Annotated in this window: 16 protein-coding genes; 3 read left to right on the top strand and 13 right to left on the bottom strand. The window is 57.3% G+C overall.

The window, feature by feature from the left end:
* Nucleotides 1-126: 126 nt before the first annotated feature.
* The gene (rluC, locus tag AA74_RS0118775; protein ID WP_021240761.1) at nt 127-1,074 is read right to left on the bottom strand and encodes a 23S rRNA pseudouridine(955/2504/2580) synthase RluC; all 948 of its coding nucleotides are present in this window, start codon (nt 1,072-1,074) and stop codon (nt 127-129) included.
* A 572-nt stretch (nt 1,075-1,646) separates the two neighbouring features.
* Between rluC and rne the strand changes: the two genes are divergently transcribed.
* Entirely contained in the window at nt 1,647-4,766 is a 3,120-nt protein-coding gene (gene rne / locus AA74_RS0118770; protein ID WP_025913005.1) for a ribonuclease E, read from the top strand.
* Between the two features lie 46 nt (nt 4,767-4,812).
* Here rne and AA74_RS0118765 read toward each other — a convergent pair whose 3' ends face one another.
* The gene (locus tag AA74_RS0118765; protein WP_008500803.1) at nt 4,813-5,715 is read right to left on the bottom strand and encodes a LysR family transcriptional regulator; all 903 of its coding nucleotides are present in this window, start codon (nt 5,713-5,715) and stop codon (nt 4,813-4,815) included.
* 145 nt (nt 5,716-5,860) lie between these two features.
* Between AA74_RS0118765 and AA74_RS0118760 the strand changes: the two genes are divergently transcribed.
* A complete protein-coding gene (locus tag AA74_RS0118760) occupies nt 5,861-7,075 on the top strand; it encodes an MFS transporter (protein ID WP_025913003.1) in 1,215 nt (404 codons plus the stop codon).
* A 74-nt stretch (nt 7,076-7,149) separates the two neighbouring features.
* On the opposite strand, the gene flgL is transcribed toward AA74_RS0118760, so the two are convergent.
* The 11 genes from flgL to flgB form a co-directional block, all read right to left on the bottom strand.
* Nucleotides 7,150-8,103, bottom strand: coding sequence for a flagellar hook-associated protein FlgL (flgL, locus tag AA74_RS0118755; protein WP_008500805.1), 954 nt, complete (start codon nt 8,101-8,103; stop codon nt 7,150-7,152).
* Between the two features lie 14 nt (nt 8,104-8,117).
* Nucleotides 8,118-9,758 carry a flagellar hook-associated protein FlgK gene (gene flgK, locus AA74_RS0118750; protein WP_008500806.1) on the bottom strand — a complete coding sequence of 547 codons (1,641 nt, stop codon included), beginning with the start codon at nt 9,756-9,758 and terminating at the stop codon, nt 8,118-8,120.
* A gap of 75 nt (nt 9,759-9,833) precedes the next feature.
* Entirely contained in the window at nt 9,834-10,787 is a 954-nt protein-coding gene (flgJ, locus tag AA74_RS0118745) for a flagellar assembly peptidoglycan hydrolase FlgJ (RefSeq protein WP_021240767.1), read from the bottom strand.
* Nucleotides 10,787-11,884, bottom strand: coding sequence for a flagellar basal body P-ring protein FlgI (locus AA74_RS0118740; protein WP_008500808.1), 1,098 nt, complete (start codon nt 11,882-11,884; stop codon nt 10,787-10,789). Before AA74_RS0118740 ends, flgJ begins: the two co-directional genes overlap by 1 nt.
* A 12-nt stretch (nt 11,885-11,896) precedes the next feature.
* On the bottom strand, nt 11,897-12,595 hold the full coding sequence (gene flgH / locus AA74_RS0118735) for a flagellar basal body L-ring protein FlgH (protein ID WP_008500809.1): 699 nt from the start codon (nt 12,593-12,595) through the stop codon (nt 11,897-11,899).
* Between the two features lie 57 nt (nt 12,596-12,652).
* Nucleotides 12,653-13,435 carry a flagellar basal-body rod protein FlgG gene (gene flgG / locus AA74_RS0118730; protein ID WP_008500810.1) on the bottom strand — a complete coding sequence of 261 codons (783 nt, stop codon included), beginning with the start codon at nt 13,433-13,435 and terminating at the stop codon, nt 12,653-12,655.
* Between the two features lie 11 nt (nt 13,436-13,446).
* Nucleotides 13,447-14,202 carry a flagellar basal body rod protein FlgF gene (locus tag AA74_RS0118725; RefSeq protein ID WP_008500811.1) on the bottom strand — a complete coding sequence of 252 codons (756 nt, stop codon included), beginning with the start codon at nt 14,200-14,202 and terminating at the stop codon, nt 13,447-13,449.
* A gap of 20 nt (nt 14,203-14,222) precedes the next feature.
* A complete protein-coding gene (flgE, locus tag AA74_RS0118720; protein WP_008500812.1) occupies nt 14,223-15,431 on the bottom strand; it encodes a flagellar hook protein FlgE in 1,209 nt (402 codons plus the stop codon).
* 26 nt (nt 15,432-15,457) lie between these two features.
* Entirely contained in the window at nt 15,458-16,168 is a 711-nt protein-coding gene (gene flgD / locus AA74_RS0118715) for a flagellar hook assembly protein FlgD (RefSeq protein WP_021240768.1), read from the bottom strand.
* A gap of 11 nt (nt 16,169-16,179) precedes the next feature.
* Nucleotides 16,180-16,584, bottom strand: a complete 405-nt coding sequence (flgC, locus tag AA74_RS0118710; RefSeq protein ID WP_008500814.1) for a flagellar basal body rod protein FlgC — start codon at nt 16,582-16,584, stop codon at nt 16,180-16,182.
* 3 nt (nt 16,585-16,587) lie between these two features.
* On the bottom strand, nt 16,588-17,004 hold the full coding sequence (gene flgB, locus AA74_RS0118705; protein ID WP_008500815.1) for a flagellar basal body rod protein FlgB: 417 nt from the start codon (nt 17,002-17,004) through the stop codon (nt 16,588-16,590).
* Between the two features lie 157 nt (nt 17,005-17,161).
* Between flgB and AA74_RS0118700 the strand changes: the two genes are divergently transcribed.
* The coding region (locus AA74_RS0118700) for an SAF domain-containing protein (protein WP_025913002.1) at nt 17,162-17,607 on the top strand (446 nt) is incomplete at its 3' end.

The following is a 17,607-nucleotide window of genomic DNA, read 5'->3' as shown; positions in this document are numbered from 1 at the left end:
GCGGATAGACTAAAAGTGTTACCTATGTTCCCGGTCTGATCTGTCACCTATGTATCCGGTCATACACTGCGCTTACCCGGCCTACAAAACCGTAGGCCCGTGCAAGCGCAGCGCCGCCGGGCAAAATCAGCCGCGCAGAACCTTCAGGCAGCGTTTCAACTGCTCATCCAGCGGCGCTTCAATACGGATGACTTCACCGGTATTTGGGTGGGTAAATTTCAGCGCTGCCGCATGCAGGAACAGACGCGACAGTCCCGTCCCCGCCAGCTGCTTATCAAACTCGCGGTCGCCATAGCGATCATCAAACGCGATGGGGTGCCCTGCAAACTGCGTATGTACGCGGATCTGGTGGGTACGGCCGGTCACCGGACTGCAGCGCACCAGCGTGGCAAACTCATAGCGCTCTTCAACCTTAAAGCGCGTCTCAGACGGTTTCCCTTCCTGGCTGACGCGGACAATACGCTCGCCGCTTTGCAGAATGTTCTTTAGCAGCGGCGCCTGCACCACTTTTACATGGGACTGCCACTGGCCGCGCACCAGCGCCAGGTAGTCTTTCTGCATCCCTTTTTCACGCAGCTGTTCATGCAGGGAACGCAGCGCAGAACGTTTTTTCGCTACCAGCAGCACGCCAGAGGTGTCACGGTCAAGACGGTGAACCAGTTCAAGGAAACGCGCTTCCGGGCGCAGGGCGCGGAGCCCTTCAATCACACCGAAGCTCAGGCCGCTACCGCCATGGACTGCCGTTCCTGACGGTTTATTCAGCACCAGAATGTGGTCATCTTCATAAAGGATGACATCGCTCAGGGCCGCCACTTTCTGTAGCTTCGGTGAAACGGTCTCTTCTTCACGCTCTGCCACGCGCACCGGCGGAATACGCACTTCATCGCCCGCCTCGAGTTTGTACTCGGGCTTCACGCGTTTTTTGTTCACCCGCACTTCGCCCTTACGCAGGATGCGGTAAATCATGCTCTTTGGCACCCCTTTCAACTGGGTGCGCAAAAAGTTATCGATACGTTGCCCCGCTTCATCTTCGGCGATGGCAACCATTTTTACGGCTGGAGTCTCTGTTTTCATGGTTGGCGATTCTAAATATCGTCAGCCATTAGCGCCACTCATTTTTCTATGCTTATATTTACTTTTATCCGGCCTGCGCCCCGTTTCACGCAATCGATTTGGTGGTTATTAAACCAATCACCACCTTGAGGTGAAGAAACTGTGAGTAACCGGGTGATAATTGGTAAAAGTCATCTTGCTATAACCCGGCGAGCAGTGGAATAATGAGGTCGTTTTCCGCGTTAAATCCGGGTTTTGTAAGGATGTCGACGGAATGACCAATTTTGTCTGACCGATCATCCACGCAGCAATGGCGTAAGACGTATTGATCTTTCAGGCAGTTAGCGGGCTGCGGGTTGCAGTACTTCCCGGTATAAGGATTGTTCTCTGGAGAGTTCTACCCAGGCAATTCCCCTGATAATTGCGCTGTGTTTCCGTATGAAACACAGGCAACCGACACTCTGCGCCTCTTAAGCGAGCGACAACCGTGAGGTTGGCGACGTGAACAGACACGAGGCCATCGGTTCATACCCCGGAAAGCGTCACCTTGCCCGCAGCTTTGTCGTCAATGTAAGAATAACGAGTAAGTTACGATGAAAAGAATGTTAATCAACGCAACTCAGCAAGAAGAGTTGCGTGTCGCCCTTGTGGATGGGCAGCGCCTGTACGATCTGGATATCGAAAGTCCCGGACACGAACAGAAAAAAGCGAACATTTACAAAGGCAAAATCACCCGCATTGAACCAAGCCTTGAAGCTGCATTTGTCGATTACGGTGCTGAGCGTCATGGTTTCCTCCCTCTGAAAGAAATCGCCCGCGAATATTTCCCTGCAAACTACAACGCCCATGGCCGCCCAAACATCAAAGATGTTCTGCGTGAAGGTCAGGAAGTTATCGTTCAGATTGATAAAGAAGAGCGTGGCAACAAAGGTGCCGCACTGACAACCTTTATCAGCCTGGCGGGGAGCTATCTGGTGCTGATGCCAAACAACCCGCGTGCGGGTGGTATCTCTCGCCGTATCGAAGGTGATGACCGTACCGAGCTGAAAGAAGCGCTGGCAAGCCTTGAACTGCCTGACGGCATGGGGCTTATCGTGCGTACCGCAGGCGTCGGGAAATCCGCCGAAGCGCTGCAGTGGGACCTCAGCTTCCGTCTGAAGCACTGGGAAGCCATCCAGAAAGCAGCGGAAAGCCGCCCTGCTCCGTTCCTGATCCACCAGGAAAGCAACGTGATCGTGCGTGCCTTCCGTGACTACCTGCGTCAGGACATCGGTGAGATTCTGATCGATAACCCGAAAGTGCTTGAGCTGGCGCGCCAGCACATCGCCGCGCTGGGCCGTCCGGATTTCACCAGCAAAATTAAGCTCTACACCGGTGAAATCCCGCTGTTCAGCCACTATCAGATCGAATCCCAGATTGAGTCCGCCTTCCAGCGTGAAGTGCGTCTGCCATCCGGCGGTTCTATCGTTATCGATACCACTGAAGCGCTGACCGCTATCGACATCAACTCCGCGCGTGCAACCCGCGGTGGCGACATCGAAGAGACCGCCTTCAACACTAACCTTGAAGCCGCTGATGAAATCGCCCGCCAGCTCCGCCTGCGCGACCTGGGTGGTCTGATTGTTATCGACTTCATCGACATGACCCCTGTACGTCACCAGCGTGCGGTAGAAAACCGTCTGCGCGAAGCGGTGCGTCAGGATCGTGCGCGTATTCAGATTAGCCATATCTCACGCTTTGGCCTGCTGGAGATGTCCCGTCAGCGTCTGAGCCCATCGCTGGGTGAGTCCAGCCATCACGTCTGCCCACGCTGCTCCGGCACCGGCACCGTGCGTGATAACGAATCGCTGTCCCTCTCTATCCTGCGTCTGATTGAAGAAGAAGCGCTGAAAGAGAATACCAAAGAGGTTCACGCGATTGTGCCTGTGCCAATTGCGTCCTACCTGTTGAACGAAAAACGTGCTGCGGTCAGTGCCATTGAAGCACGTCAGGGTGGTGTTCGCTGCATCATCGTGCCAAACGATCAGATGGAAACCCCGCACTACCACGTGCTGCGTGTCCGTAAAGGCGAAGAGACGTCAACGCTCAGCTACCTGCTGCCGAAGCTGCACGAAGAAGAGATGGCCCTGCCATCTGATGACGAGCCAGCAGAGCGTAAGCTGCCAGAGCAGCCTGCGTTAGCGACCTTCATCATGCCAGAAGCCCCACCGGAAGCCGCCCTGGAAAAACCAGCGGCCAAACCTGCGGCGCAGAAACCAGAAGCGACGGCCGCGAAAGCCCAGCCTGCGCAGCCGGGTCTGCTGAGCCGCTTCTTCGGCGCGCTGAAGAAGATGTTTGCCGGTGAGGAAGTTCAGCCAGAGCAGCCGAAAGAAGAGCCAAAAGCGGCCAAGCCTGAACGTCAGCAGGACCGCCGTAAGCGTCAGAACAACCGCCGCGACCGTAATGACCGTAGCGATCGTAATGAGCGCAACGAGCGTCGTGACAACCGTGACAACCGCTCTGACAATAACGAAGGCCGTGAGCAACGCGAAGACAACCGTCGCAACCGTCGCGAGAAACAGCAGCAGAATGTTGAAGATCGTGAAATTCGCCAGCAGGCGGGCGATGAGTCTGAGAAGAGCAAACAGCGTGACGACCAGCAGCCGCGCCGTGAACGCAACCGTCGCCGTAACGACGAGAAACGTCAGGCACAGCAGGAAGTCAAAAACCTGAACCGCGAAGAGCCTGTTGAACAGCAGGACGGCGAGCAGGAAGAACGTACTCAGGTCATGCCGCGCCGTAAGCAGCGCCAGCTTGCTCAGAAAGTCCGCTTCGCCTCTGAAGCAACCGAAGAGACAGCAAACGTTGCGGTTGAAACTCGCGAGAGCGCAACCGGTACGCAGCTGGCAAAAGTTGACCTGCCAGCGGTCGTTGATAACAACATTGAGCAGGATGAAAACGGTGAAAACCGTGATAACGCCGGTATGCCGCGCCGTTCACGTCGTTCCCCACGTCATCTGCGCGTCAGCGGTCAGCGCCGTCGTCGCTATCGTGACGAGCGGTACCCGACTCAGTCTCCAATGCCGCTGACCGTTGCCTGTGCTTCACCAGAAATGGCTTCCGGCAAAGTCTGGATCCGCTACCCTATTGCTCGCCCGGAGCAGGTTGTTGAAGAACAGCCGGTAACGGAAGAGGTCATTGCACCTGTAGCAGCGGTAGAAGAGGTCGTGACTGAAACGGCAACCGTAGTTGAACCTCAGGTTGTTGAAACTGAAGCACCTCAGGCCGCGGACGTCGAAACCACGCATCCGGAAGTGATTGCCGCGCCGGTTGATGCCGCACCGCAGCTTATTGCTGAAGAAGATGTCGTGGTGGCTGAGGAAATCGCTGAAGAGGCTGAACCTGTAGCCGCGGTAGAAGAAGCCGCTGAAACCCTCGTCGAAACCACCGCTGAAGAGGTCGTTCAGGATGTTGAGATTCAGGTTGAACCGGTTGTTGAAGAGCCGAAAGCGCCAGAAGTGAAGCCTGAGCCGGTTGTTTCTGCGCCAGCCGCTGCCCACGTAGCGACAGCACCAATGACCCGCGCCCCGGCGCCGGATTACGTGCCTGAAGCGCCGCGTCACAGCGACTGGGTTCGCCCGGCCTTCAGCTTCGAAGGTAAAGGCGCAGCCGGTGGTCACAGTGCAACGCATCAGGCGACTGCACCGGCAACGCGTCCACAGTCTGTCGAATAACGACAAACGACACTGAAGTAAAAAGCCGACCCTTGGGTCGGCTTTTTTATGGCTGCTGAACAGGCTTTCTCATCCCGGTCACCTCCGGCATGACCTGCCGCATCAACTCCAGAAATCGCCGCAAGCGTGCCGGATAATAACGGGACCAGGGATAGACCAGATGTACCGGTAGCGCCGCGGGCTGCCACTCGGGCAGCAAATGCACCAGCCGCCCTTCCCGAATATCGTCCTGTACCGTCCAGCTGGATACCACGGCCACGCCAAGGCCGGTAAGTGCCGTATTGCGTGCGACATACAGGCTGTCGGTGCTGAGCCGTGGCGTAATAGCAATCCGCGCGGTGGCGGATGAGGCATCGTGAAAAAGCTCCACGTGGCGCTGGTAGAAAGAGCTGATGGCTATCCAGGGAAACTGCTGCAAATCCTCCGGCGTATTCACCGCCGGGAAGCGGGCCAGCAGAGCCGGAGAAGCCACCACCGAGCGCGGCACCTCCGCCAGCAGTACGGATACGGTTGCCGGATCGACCTCCACGCCCACCCGAATAGCACAGTCAAGGTTGTCGCCGAGGAAATCCGCCGACCGATCGTTGAGCATCCACTCAATCGAAAGCTGCGGATAGCGTTGCAAAAATTCGGTTACGGGTTTCAGAAGCTGATCCTGACCAAACGCGTGCGGCGCCCGCACCCGCAGCACGCCTACAGGCTCATCTTCCGTCTGCCCCACCTCATCCTCCAGCGCCAGCCAGCTGTCAATCACCCGACGGGCGTGCTGATAGCAGCGCTCGCCGTCATCCGTTAGCCGCGTCGTGTGGGTGGTGCGCAACAACAGGCGCACGCCCAGCATGGTTTCAAGCGACTGCAGCCGTCGGCTTACCGTGGCCTGGGTTGTTGCCAGCTGCCGCGCCGCCGCAGAGAGCGAACCCGCCTCAACAATGCGGACAAACGTCCGCATTAGCTCAACCCTGTCTATACGCTCAGCTCTTTTCATCGCATTTTCACTTATACGTTCAACGTATAAGCGTTTTACCACCGGGCCCGCTACCGTCGCAAGGCGTGCTGATAAAAAATAGCCTCACACGATGAATGAGGAACTTCTTATGAACACAACAACCGCCGCCCATGCCGTGAGCCGCTGGGTGATTTTAATGCTGGCGATCGGTGCAGGTTTCAGCGTGGCATCAATCTATTATGCCCAGCCTCTGCTGCCGCTGATGGGTGCCGACCTGCATTTGAGTATTGAAGGTATGGGCCTGGTGCCAACATTAACGCAGGCAGGCTACGCGCTTGGCATCCTGTTCCTGCTTCCTCTGGGCGATCGCCACGACCGCAGGACGTTAATTTTGATCAAAAGCGCGGCGCTGGCGCTGTTTCTTCTCGGCTGTAGCCTGACCGGGCAGATCCATTCCCTGCTGCTGGCAAGCCTGCTTATCGGCATGGCCGCCACCATGGCACAGGATATCGTCCCTGCCGCGGCCATCCTTGCGCCGGAAGGTAAACAGGGGAAAACCGTGGGCACGGTAATGACCGGGCTGCTGATGGGTATCTTATTATCAAGAACCGTGAGCGGCGTGGTGGGCGAAGCGTTTGGCTGGCGCGTCATGTACCAGCTGGCAGCGGCGAGCATTGCGTTCATCGGGGTAATGATGTGGTTTGTACTTCCCCGTTTTGCCATTCACTCCACGCTGAGCTACCCCGCGCTGATGCGCTCGATGGAACACCTGTGGCGTCGCTACCCGGCGCTGCGCCGCGCGGCGCTGGCTCAGGGTTTCCTGTCGATTGCCTTTAGCGCCTTCTGGTCAACGCTTGCGGTCATGCTGCTGGAACGCTATCACCTGGGTAGTGCCGTCGCAGGTGGTTTTGGTATTGCCGGTGCCGCGGGTGCGTTAGCTGCCCCACTGGCGGGGGGGCTGGCGGACAAACTGGGGGCAGGAAAAGTCACGCAGCTTGGTGCCGTTCTTGTGACCGTCTCTTTCGCCTTGATGTTCCTGATGCCCGCGCTGGGCGTTCATGGGCAGCTGATGCTGATCGCCATCTCTGCCGTCGGGTTCGACCTGGGCCTGCAGTCCAGCCTGGTCGCCCATCAGAACCTGGTGTACAGCCTTGAACCGCAGGCGCGTGGTCGTCTCAACGCCCTGCTCTTTACGGTCGTCTTTATCGGGATGGCGCTGGGGTCCGCGTTAGGCAGCAATATCTACTCGCTGGCTGGCTGGACGGGTGTGGTCGCACTGGCCACCGTCTGTGGCGTCATTGCGCTGGTCATCCGTCTGATAGAAAGCGCGCGTGTCGCCTCAGTAACGGCAGAAGTCGCATAAAAAAATGCCCAATCCAGACGGATTGGGCAGCAAAACATGCCCAGTTTCAAGACATGTTCTAAGAGGTCAAGATGTTATTTGTTCAGCTGGAACAGAGACATGCCCTGCATATCGCTAAACGCTTTATAAGACGCCTGCAAGGCCGCCTGCTGCATGGTGTAAGAGGAAATCGCTTCGTTCCAGTCGACATCCACCAGGTCGCTCATCTGCTTGGTCTGGCCCAGCGCGCGGTCATCGCCCAGCGTATCGAGTTTTTCCAGCTCGTTCATCTTGGTGCCCACATCCGCGACGACCGTCAGGATATTGTTCTGGGAGTTTTTGATGCCGATTTGCGCATTGGCAATCACCTGGCTTTGCGCCGTTGCAGCAGCCGGATCGTTCTCAATCGGCGTCTTCAGCGACGCGATGGCAGAATCCAGGATTTTGAACATGTTCGTCTGGCCATATCCACCGCCCGGCAGCTCTTCCGCATTACTGGTAATGCTTTCAAAAATCTGCTGCCCGGTATGGCTAATGGTCATATTTCGCGCCGTATCAACCTGCTGCGTGATGGCTTCTGCGCCGCCGTTATAATCCCCGGTCGCCGCATCAAACGGTGCACTCTCGGTTTTGTATCCCGCAAAGATAAAGCGACCATTACCATCCGTCGTGTTGGCCAGGTTCATAAGCTGATCGCGGATCCCCTGAATATCGGTCGCCAGAGAAAGGCGGTCGTCATCGCTTAATGTGCCGTTCGACGCATAAACGAGCTTCTCGCGCACGCTTGAGAGCGCGGTGTTCACCTGCGTTAACACGTTATCTTCCAGCGAGACTTTTTGCGTGGCGAAGGTACGTGCAAGCGCGAACTGGCTGTTTTGCGACTGCGATTGTGACAGAACGATGGCCTGCGACGCGGCGATAGGATCGTCCGAAGGACGGTTAACGCGCTTACCGGTGGACATCTGCTCACCGTAGCTCAACCATCTGCTCTGGGAATCGGTGATCCCGCGCATGTTCTGCTCATACATCATCTGGGTGCTAATACGCATTATTCACCTCAACCTTAACGAATGTTGATAATTGCATCGAAGAGCGTACTGGCAGTCTGGAGAACCTGGGCGTTCGCCAGGTAATACTGCTGATAACGCTGCAAATTGCCATACTCTTCGTCGAGGTTTACCCCAGAGATGGTCTGCTGCTGCTTGATTAACTGCGTTTCCACATTCGCTTTCGTCTGGCTGCTCACCTTCAGTGACGCCGTTGAGCTACCGACTGTACTGACGAGAGAGGCATACGCATCGTTAAAGGTTTTATTCCCACCCACAACTTTCGCGTTTTGAAGATCAAGCAGTTTCTGGCCATTACGGTTATCACTTTCGCCGCCGTTCTGCACGGACGCCATCGCCAGTTTGGACTCGTCGCTGATCGCCAGATCCATGTTCATGATGACGTCGGAAACCGGCTTCACGGTAAAGCTGTCTTTGGTATTTGCCGTGCCGCTCACGTTGACGTTAAGACCATCAAACGACAGGTTGCCGCTGGCATCCGGGCTCATCGTAAAGCTGGTTTTGTCTGATGTACGGGTGATCGTCCAGTCAGTGCCGTTGAACTGCAGCTTATAGTCTGTCGCCTGGACCTGCTTGCTGTCCGTCACAGAGGCCGTAACAACCGCCGATCCGCCGTTCTTGCTGTTGGACAGCACCGCCGGAGAACCAAAGTTGAACAGCTTACCGCCCGCATCACCGTTAGCGTCAAAGCCAGCCTCATGCTGCGTGTTCATCGAATCGGCAAAGGCCAGCGCCATCTGGTTCAGGGTGTTACGAGCTTTATCCAGATCTTCCGTGCGGAAGGTCAGTAAACCGCCCAAAGAACCGGTGGTGATCATCTTTTCCGGGATCTCTACGTTCCCGGCCACGTCATCGACATAGGCCACGGTGGTACGAGCCGGATCGGCACTCGACTTCACGGCAGCCAGCTGGTTAGCTTTGCTGCCCTGCACCAGGCTGTAACCGTTGCCGAAAGAGATGTTATACGTGCCGCTATCCTGCACAGACACTTCCACGCCGACGATTTTGTTCAGCTCGTTGACGAGCTGATCGCGCTGGTCAAGCAGATCGTTAGGCGATGCGCCCGCACCGACGCCGGTCAGACGGGAAATCTGATCGTTCAGATTGGCAATCTGTTTGGCGTAGTTGTTGATCTGCGACACGCTGGTTGAAATCGCGGTATTCACCTGCGTATCCTGGTCACGAAGATACTGATCGTTGGTTTTGAACTGATTGACCAGACCGCCCGCTTTACCCAGCACCGTCTGACGCGCCGCCGGATCTTCCGCGTTGCTCACCAGCGTTTGCAGGCTTTTGAAGAAGTCCTGCAGCGTGGTGGAGAGCGAGTTGGTGGTATCGGAGAGCACATCGTCGATTTTTGACATCTGCTGGTAGCGCGTCGTCAGGCCGCTGCTCTGCGTCTGCGCGGCGCGCAGCTGATTGGTGATGAAGGCGTCATACTCACGCTGGACACCGGAGACATACACCCCGTTACCCACCCAGCCACCGCCGGTCAGCGTGCTGTTAGATGCGCCCAGCACCGTGGTCTGGCGGGTATAGCCTGCCACGTTATAGCTTGAAATATTATTACTGACGGTATTGAGTGCCGACTGCGCAGCACTGAGGCCACTCATGGCGCTGTTAATCAAACTGGACATGGGGGTTCCTTTTATACGTTCAGACACGAGTCCTGATGAAGGTTATCGGCAACCTCCACCGGGACTTGAGAACTTTCAGAACAGATTTTCAATATCTGTGCTATAGGCTTTGCTGACCTTCTCGCCCATGGATTTCAGCTGCTGGATCATGCTGGTGAGCTTACGCGCATAGTTCGGGTCGGTCGCGTAGCCCGCGTTTTGCAGCGCCTGAGCGCCCTGCTCCGCCGTCGCCGCCTGCGTCACGGCGGTATAGCGCGGATTTCGGCTCAGCAGGCCAACATAATCGGACAACGCTTCCAGATACGAGCTGTAGACGCGGAATTTGGCTTTGACCTTCACCGCCGCACCGTTCTCGTATTCGGTGGTTGTGATCTCCGTGGTTGGCCCCTTCCAGCTGGAGGTGGCCTTCACGCCGAAGATGTTGAAGCTCGGTTCGCCGTTTTCCTTGCGGATCTGGCGCTGACCCCAGCCCGACTCCAGCGCAGCCTGCGCCAGAATCAGGTGATGCGGCACGCCGCTCTGTTCGCTGGCAAGGCGTGCCGGCAGAGAAAGCTGCGCCAGGAAGTCTTTGCTGTCACCGGAGAGCGGCTCATCGCCGCTGCCCGTGGCTTTCGGCATGGCTTTACGCACCATTTGCGTCAGAGCCTGGTTCTGATAGCTGGTCACCGTTTCCAGGTCGAACTTCATCGGTACCTGCTGCGGCTGATCCTGAGGCTGAATGCCCTGCGCCGCTTCGGTCTGCTTGACAATCATGTCAGCCAGACCGAGGCCTTTCCCGGCGGTCATCTGCTGCGCAATCTGCTGGTCATACATGCTGGTGTAGAGACGCGTTGAATCGCTGCTGAACATCCCGTCTTTCGGCAGGGTTTCGCGCATGCTCTTCAGCATCATCTGTACAAACATCCCTTCCACCTGGCGGGCGACCGGGCGGATATTCGCCGCCGGGTCTTTACCTGCTTTGGTTTTCAGTTCGTTGAGCGACTGGGCGTCCCAGGCTGCACTGGTCAACAATTTGCTATCGGTCAGCATTAGATGATTTCCAGTTTGGCGCGCAGGCAGCCCGCGCTTTGCATGGATTGCAGAATGGACATCAGATCCATCGGCGTTGCGCCCAGGGCGTTCAGGGCGCGCACCACGCTGTTCAGGTTGGCGCTTGATCGCACGCTCTGTAAAGACCCACCGCTCTGACGTAAATCAATCTGCGTTTGCGGGGTTACCACCGTCTGACCACCGCCAAACGGCGTGTCCGGCTGGCTGACGTTAGCGGAGCGGTTCACCGTCACCGACAGGTTCCCCTGCGCCACGGCACAGCTGTCGAGCGACACTTCCCGGTTCATCACCACCGAGCCGGTACGGGAGTTGATGATCACCTTCGCATCCTGGACCGGAACGTTCACTTCCATATTCTGGATATCGGCCAGCATGCGCACCTGGTTGCTGCTGCCGGTGGAGGTACGGATCTGCACGGTGCGCGCATCGAGTGCCGTGGCATTACCGTAGCCACGGCTGCGGTTGATGGTATCGGCAATCTGCTGCGCCATCGTGAAGTCTTCATTATTGAGCTGCAGGTTAATGGTGTTGCCCGCGCCAAACTGGGTCGGCAGTTCACGCTCAATGATCGCCCCGTTGGTAATCCGTCCGCCGTTGAGCTGGTTTACCTGCACGCTGCTTCCGCCTGCGGATGCACCCGCACCGCCGACCAGAATGTTCCCCTGCGCCAGCGCATAAACCTGGCTGTCGACGCCTTTCAGCGGAGTCATCAGCAGCGTACCGCCGCGCAGGCTTTTGGCGTTACCCATTGAGGAGACCACCACGTCAATGGTCTGTCCCTGACGCGCAAACGCCGGGTAGGACGCGGTGACCATTACTGCCGCCACGTTTTTCAGCTGCATGTTAGTTCCCGCCGGCACGGTAATGCCGAGCTGGGAAAGCATGTTGTTCAGACTTTGGGTGGTAAAGGGGGTCTGGGTCGTCTGGTCACCGGTACCGTCCAGCCCCACCACCAGGCCATAGCCAATCAGCGAGTTTTCACGCACGCCCTGAACGCTGGTGAGATCGCGAATACGGTCAGCCTGGGCAAAGGTAGCCACCAGCGCGAGCGCCACGGCGAAGATCGATTTAAACATGGGTCACCTCGCTTACATCGGCGATAAGTTAAGGAAGAAGCGCTGCAGCCAACCCATATTTTGCGCTTCATTAATGTAGCCGTTACCGACGTACTCAATGCGCGCATCCGCCACCTGGGTGGACGGAACGGTGTTGGTGCCGCTGATGGTGCGAGGGTTAACCACGCCCGAGAAGCGAATGAATTCAGTGCCCTGGTTGATGGCGATCTGTTTTTCACCCACAACGTGTAAGTTGCCGTTAACCAGTACCTGGTCAACCGTGACCGTCAGCGTGCCGCTGAAGGTGTTGCTGGCGTTCGCGCCACCTTTACCGTTAAAGGTGTTGCCGCCAGAGGCATCGACATCAGCACGCGCGTTGCCGAACAGTCCCTGCAGGTAGCGCGGAACGGTATCGAAGCCAAAATTCGTTTTGCCATCACGGCTGGCGTTCGCCGACGAGCTCTTGCTCGCGCTGACGTTTTCCTGCAGCACAATGGTCAATGTATCGCCGACGTTACGCGGGCGGCGATCTTCAAACAGCGGCTGATAGCCGTAATTAATCGGCTGCGCGGTCTGGAAAATGGAGCCGTTGACTACTGGCGCAGGGCCAGGAACGGGTTGCGCAGTCGTCGCACCCTGGACCAAAGGTTTAGACGGGATCCAGGCACACCCGCTGAGGGTGACGGCCAGAACAGTCAGAATCGGATAACGAAACGCCGCGTTTTTTTGCATTGCCTTCATCTTCGAAAACAGGGAGCCGGCGCGGCGTTTACCGCACCGGGCTACACCTTAGAGTTGCGTCAGTTTCTGCAGCATCTGGTCGGTCGTCGACACTGCTTTACTGTTAATTTCATACGCGCGCTGAACCTGGATCATATTCACCAGCTCTTCCGCCACGTTCACGTTGGAGGTTTCAACATAGCCCTGATACAGCAGGCCCGCGCCGTTCAGGCCCGGGGTGCTCTCATTTGGCGTCCCGGAGGATTGCGTCTCGGTGTAGAGGTTCTCACCAATGCTTTCCAGACCGGTATCGTTCATGAAGGTGGTCAGGTTGAGCTGCCCAACCTGAACCGGCGCAGCCTGCCCCTGCTGGGTTACGCTGACCACACCGTCACGTCCGATGGTTATGCTCAGGGCGTTCGCCGGGATGGTAATCGCAGGCTGAACCTGGAAACCGCCCGCCGTCACCAGCTGGCCGTTCTGATCGACCTGGAACGAGCCGTCGCGGGTGTAGGCAGAAGTCCCGTCAGGCAGCTGCACCTGGAAGAAGCCCTGGCCTTTGATCGCCACGTCTTTGCTGTTGTTGGTCTGAGACAGGTTGCCCTGGCTGTGCAGACGCTCGGTCGCCACCGGACGAACACCGGTACCGATCTGCAGGCCCGATGGCAGCGTCGTCTGTTCAGAAGACTGCGCGCCCGGCTGGCGGATGGTTTGATAAAGCAAATCTTCGAAAACGGCGCGTTGACGCTTGAAACCATTGGTGCTCACGTTTGCCAGGTTGTTGGCAATCACGTCCATATTGGTTTGCTGGGCGTCCAGGCCAGTTTTCGCGATCCATAAAGAACTGATCATAAGGAATCCTGTTAGCTCATAGCCAGAAGTTGGTTAGCCTTGCCCGCGTTTTCATCGACGCTGCTGATGATCTTCATCTGCATTTCAAAACGACGGGCGCTGGCGATCATGTCGGTCATGGCTTCGACCGGCTTGACGTTACTGCCTTCCAGAACACCGGACATCACGCGGATGCTCGGATCGGCCTGTAAGGTGGCACCCCGCGTCGCCTGCGCCGCCTGGGTCAGACGGAACATGCCGTCGTCGCCACGCTGCACCTCTTTGCCTTCCGCCTTAACCAGCTTCAGACGACCGACGGGCGCAACGGTATTGGCCGGGTCGCCAGGGTTGAGCGCCGAAATGGTGCCGTCCGCAGCGATAGTCAGCTCAGAGCCTTCCGGTACGGTCAGCGGACCCGCTTCCCCCATCACCGGATGCCCCTGAATCGTCAGCTGGCCCGTCGCGCTCACCTGGATGTTCCCGTTACGGGTATAGCCTTCGCTACCGTCCGCCGTTTGCACCGCCAGCCAGCCGTCCTGCTGCAGAGCCACGTCCAGCGGGCGTGAGGTGTAATCCATCTGCCCTGGCGTCATATCGGCGCCAGGGGTTGATGCGGTCACCAGCGTACGGGTCGGCAGGGAAAGTCCTTCTACCGGCACCGCGCGCAGCGCATTAAGCTGCGCGCGAAAGCCCGGCGTGGAGGCGTTTGCCAGGTTGCTGGCGGTAACGGCCTGCTGATTGAGCGTCTGACTTGCCGCGCCCATCGCGGTATATATTGCGTGATCCATTGCGCTTTCCTGTTAGCCGCTTAACGCAGGTTAACCAGCGTGTTGAGGATCTGATCCTGGGTTTTGATGGTCTGCGCGTTCGACTGATAGTTACGCTGCGCGACGATCATGTTCACCAGCTCTTTACTCAGATCGACGTTAGAGGCTTCCAGCGCACCGTTGGTCAGCGTGCCGAAGTTACCGCTTCCGGCAGTACCCAGCAGCGCCACGCCGGAGGACTGGGTGGCAGACCAGACGTTGTCGCCTTCCGATTTCAGACCTTCGTTGTTGGCGAAGTTTGCCAGCACGATCTGGCCCAGAACCTGGGTCTGCTCATTGGAATAGTTACCGACCACAGTGCCGTCGTCATTGATTTGGTAGCTCACCAGGTCGCCTGGTTTAAAACCATTCTGGCTGGTCGCGACGATATTGTTCGCACCGGTGTTCTGCTGCATGGAGTTAGCAAAACTCATGGCGAAGGTCGCTGGCGTCGCACCTGGGATGGTCGCGGTAGTGATGTTGATATTTCCACCACCGGTCAGCGTACCGTTATTATCGAAGGTCAGCGTGGTGGCGAGTGCCGCCGTGCTGCCTGCGACGCTACCGTCCTGGGCATACACTTTCCAGGAGTTAGCCGGGGTCGCATCTTTGACATAAAACAGGTTCATGTTGTGCGCATTACCCTGGCTATCAAAGACGGTCACCGTACCTTTTTTGTTGTACGTGTCCGGGTTAGCCGGATCAAAGGCGGTGGTCGGCGCGGTATCGGTGGAATTCAGGTTAATCTGCTGGGAAGCCGTGGTGGTGGACTTCGCGGCCATCAACGTGGTTGGGATATTAATGACCTGTGGGTTCGCCCCGGTCTGAACCGTTGATGGCGTCCCGGCAACCGGATAACCGGTTAACTGCATCCCCTGCATGTTCACCAGGTTACGGTTTTCGTCCAGCTTGAACTGGCCGTTACGGCTGTAGAACACAGAGCCGTTGGAGTCGACCATACGGAAGAAACCGTTCTGGCTGATGGCAACGTCCAGGCCACGACCGGTGTTGGTGGTGGTGCCGTCGCTAAAGTCCTGCGTGATGCCCGCAACTTTCACGCCCAGGCCGACTTTGGAACCGGCAAACATGTCTGCAAAGGAAGCAGAACCGGATTTAAAACCATAGGTCGCGGAGTTGGCGATGTTGTTGCCAATGACGTCCAGGTTGGTGGCCGCAGCATTCAGGCCGCTGACCGCTTGAGAAAAGGCCATGACTTACTCCTGATAAGTGTTAAGGCTTAGATAATCTGCCGAACTTCGTCGAGTGTGGTGGAACCAGAGGTTCCCAAATCCAGTTTGTTGCCGTCGCTTCCTTTAATCACGCCCTGGACCAGCGCGAACTGCAGCGGCTGCGCCACCAGCTGGGTCGTCCCGTTGCTGGCGCTGATCGCGACTTTGTAAGCACCGTTTGGCGCTTTCGTGCCGTCGGTCAGGCTGCCGTCCCAGGTAAAGGTGTGAACGCCCGCCTTCAGCTCGCCGATATCAATGGTGCGCACAACCGTGCCGTTGCTGTCGGTAATGGTTGCGGTAACTTTCTCCGCCGCCTGCTGCAGCTCAACGCCAAACGGCGTTGTGGTCGTTGTGGTGTTGCCTTCGGTAGTGCTGGTGCCTGCCAGAATCGTGGTTCCCGGGATCATCACCCCGTGGCCAATCAGGCTTGCCGCCTGCAGAGACTGGGCGCTATTAATCTGTCCAGAGACGGAACCAAGGGTGGTGTTGAGTTTCTCAATGCCGCTAACGGTGCTGATCTGCGCAAGCTGCGTGGTCAGTTCGTTGTTCTGCATCGGGTTAGTGGGGTCCTGGTTCTTAAGCTGCGCCACCAGCAGCGTCAGAAAGCTGCCCTGAAGATCGGCGGCGTTACTCCCCGTCAGGGAGTTAGAACCCGTCGTACTCTTTGTGTTGTTAACACCCGAGTTCGTCGGATCATTCACATTTACGGCGATGGACATGCATGTCTCCTTTACTGGCCGAGAGTGAGTGTTTTGAGCATCATGCTCTTCACGGTATTAAGCACTTCGACGTTGGCCTGGTAGCTACGGGAAGCCGACATGGAGTTCACCATCTCACCCACCACATCCACGTTTGGCATCTTCACGTATCCGCTGGCATCCGCCAGTGGGTTACCCGGCTCATACACCAGTCTGTCCGGGGCCTGGCTCTCCACCACATCCGAGACCTTCACGCCGCCCGTCGCCGCGCCTGGCGCAGCATCGACCTGAAAGACAACCTGTTTGGCACGATAAGGCTGGCCGTCGGGTCCGGTGACGCTGTCGGCGTTCGCGAGGTTACTGGCGGCCACGTTCAGGCGCTTGGACTGTGCGGTTAACGCCGAACCGGCGATATCAAAAATATTCAGCAAGGCCATCTATCAATTCCCCCCCTGCAGGACGTTCATCATGCCTTTGATTTGTCCGCCGAGTACGGTCAGACCCGTCTGGTATTTCAGGCTGTTGTCGGCAAACTGGGTACGCTCCCGGTCCATATCCACGGTGTTACCGTCGAGTGAGGGCTGATCGGGAATGCGATAAAGTAAATCGGTCGCTGGCGCGGTCATCGCCTGAGCAGGAATATGGCGAGAGGATGTCATGGCAAGTGCAACACCCGTTCCTTCGGCACGTCCACGCTCCATCACCTTTTTGAGTTCACTGGAAAAATCAATATCGCGCGCCTGATACCCCGGGGTATCGGCGTTAGCGATATTGGCGGCTAAAATCTCCTGCCGCTGGGCGCGTAAGTTGAGCGCTTCCTGCTGAAAACGTAACGCGGCGTCGAGTTTATCGAGCATGTCTCCTCCGCTGATGGCAAAATTTCAGTTCACAGCTTAAATCTCACCCGGTCTCCCCTATCGACGGAATAAGCGCAAAATGCGTCGCTATTTATTCCGTTGATGCAAAACCACTACAGGTAGAATTCGTTCAACTCTGGAAACGGTGGAACTTGCGATGCAAACGTTAAAACGTGGTCTGGTGGCGACTCTCTTGCTGTTAAGCCCTCTGGCGCAGGCTGAAGGGTTACAGGATCGGCTAACGGCTTTTTTTGCCGAAAAACTGGCAGGCTTTAGCGATGACGTGACCGTTACCGTGCGCACGCCACCGAATCTGTACCCGACGTGCGACCAGCCGTCCTTCAGCGTGGTAGGGTTCACAAAGCTCTGGGGGAATGTGAACGTGCTGGCACGCTGCGCCAACGAAAAACGCTATTTACAGGTTGCCGTTCAGGCGACGGGCAATTATGTTGTCGCCGCCGTGCCCATTGCGCGCGGCAGCGTACTGCAGACAAACAGCGTGACCTTGAAGCGCGGCCGTCTGGATCAGCTGCCGCCACGCACCATGCTGGATATTAACCAGGCTCAGGACGCCGTCAGCCTGCGCGACGTCGCGCCAGGCCA

The organism is Enterobacter sp. 5-4 (assembly GCF_000612205.1).
Classification (GTDB): domain Bacteria; phylum Pseudomonadota; class Gammaproteobacteria; order Enterobacterales; family Enterobacteriaceae; genus Enterobacter; species Enterobacter roggenkampii.
This window is presented reverse-complemented; position numbering and strand designations above follow the sequence as displayed.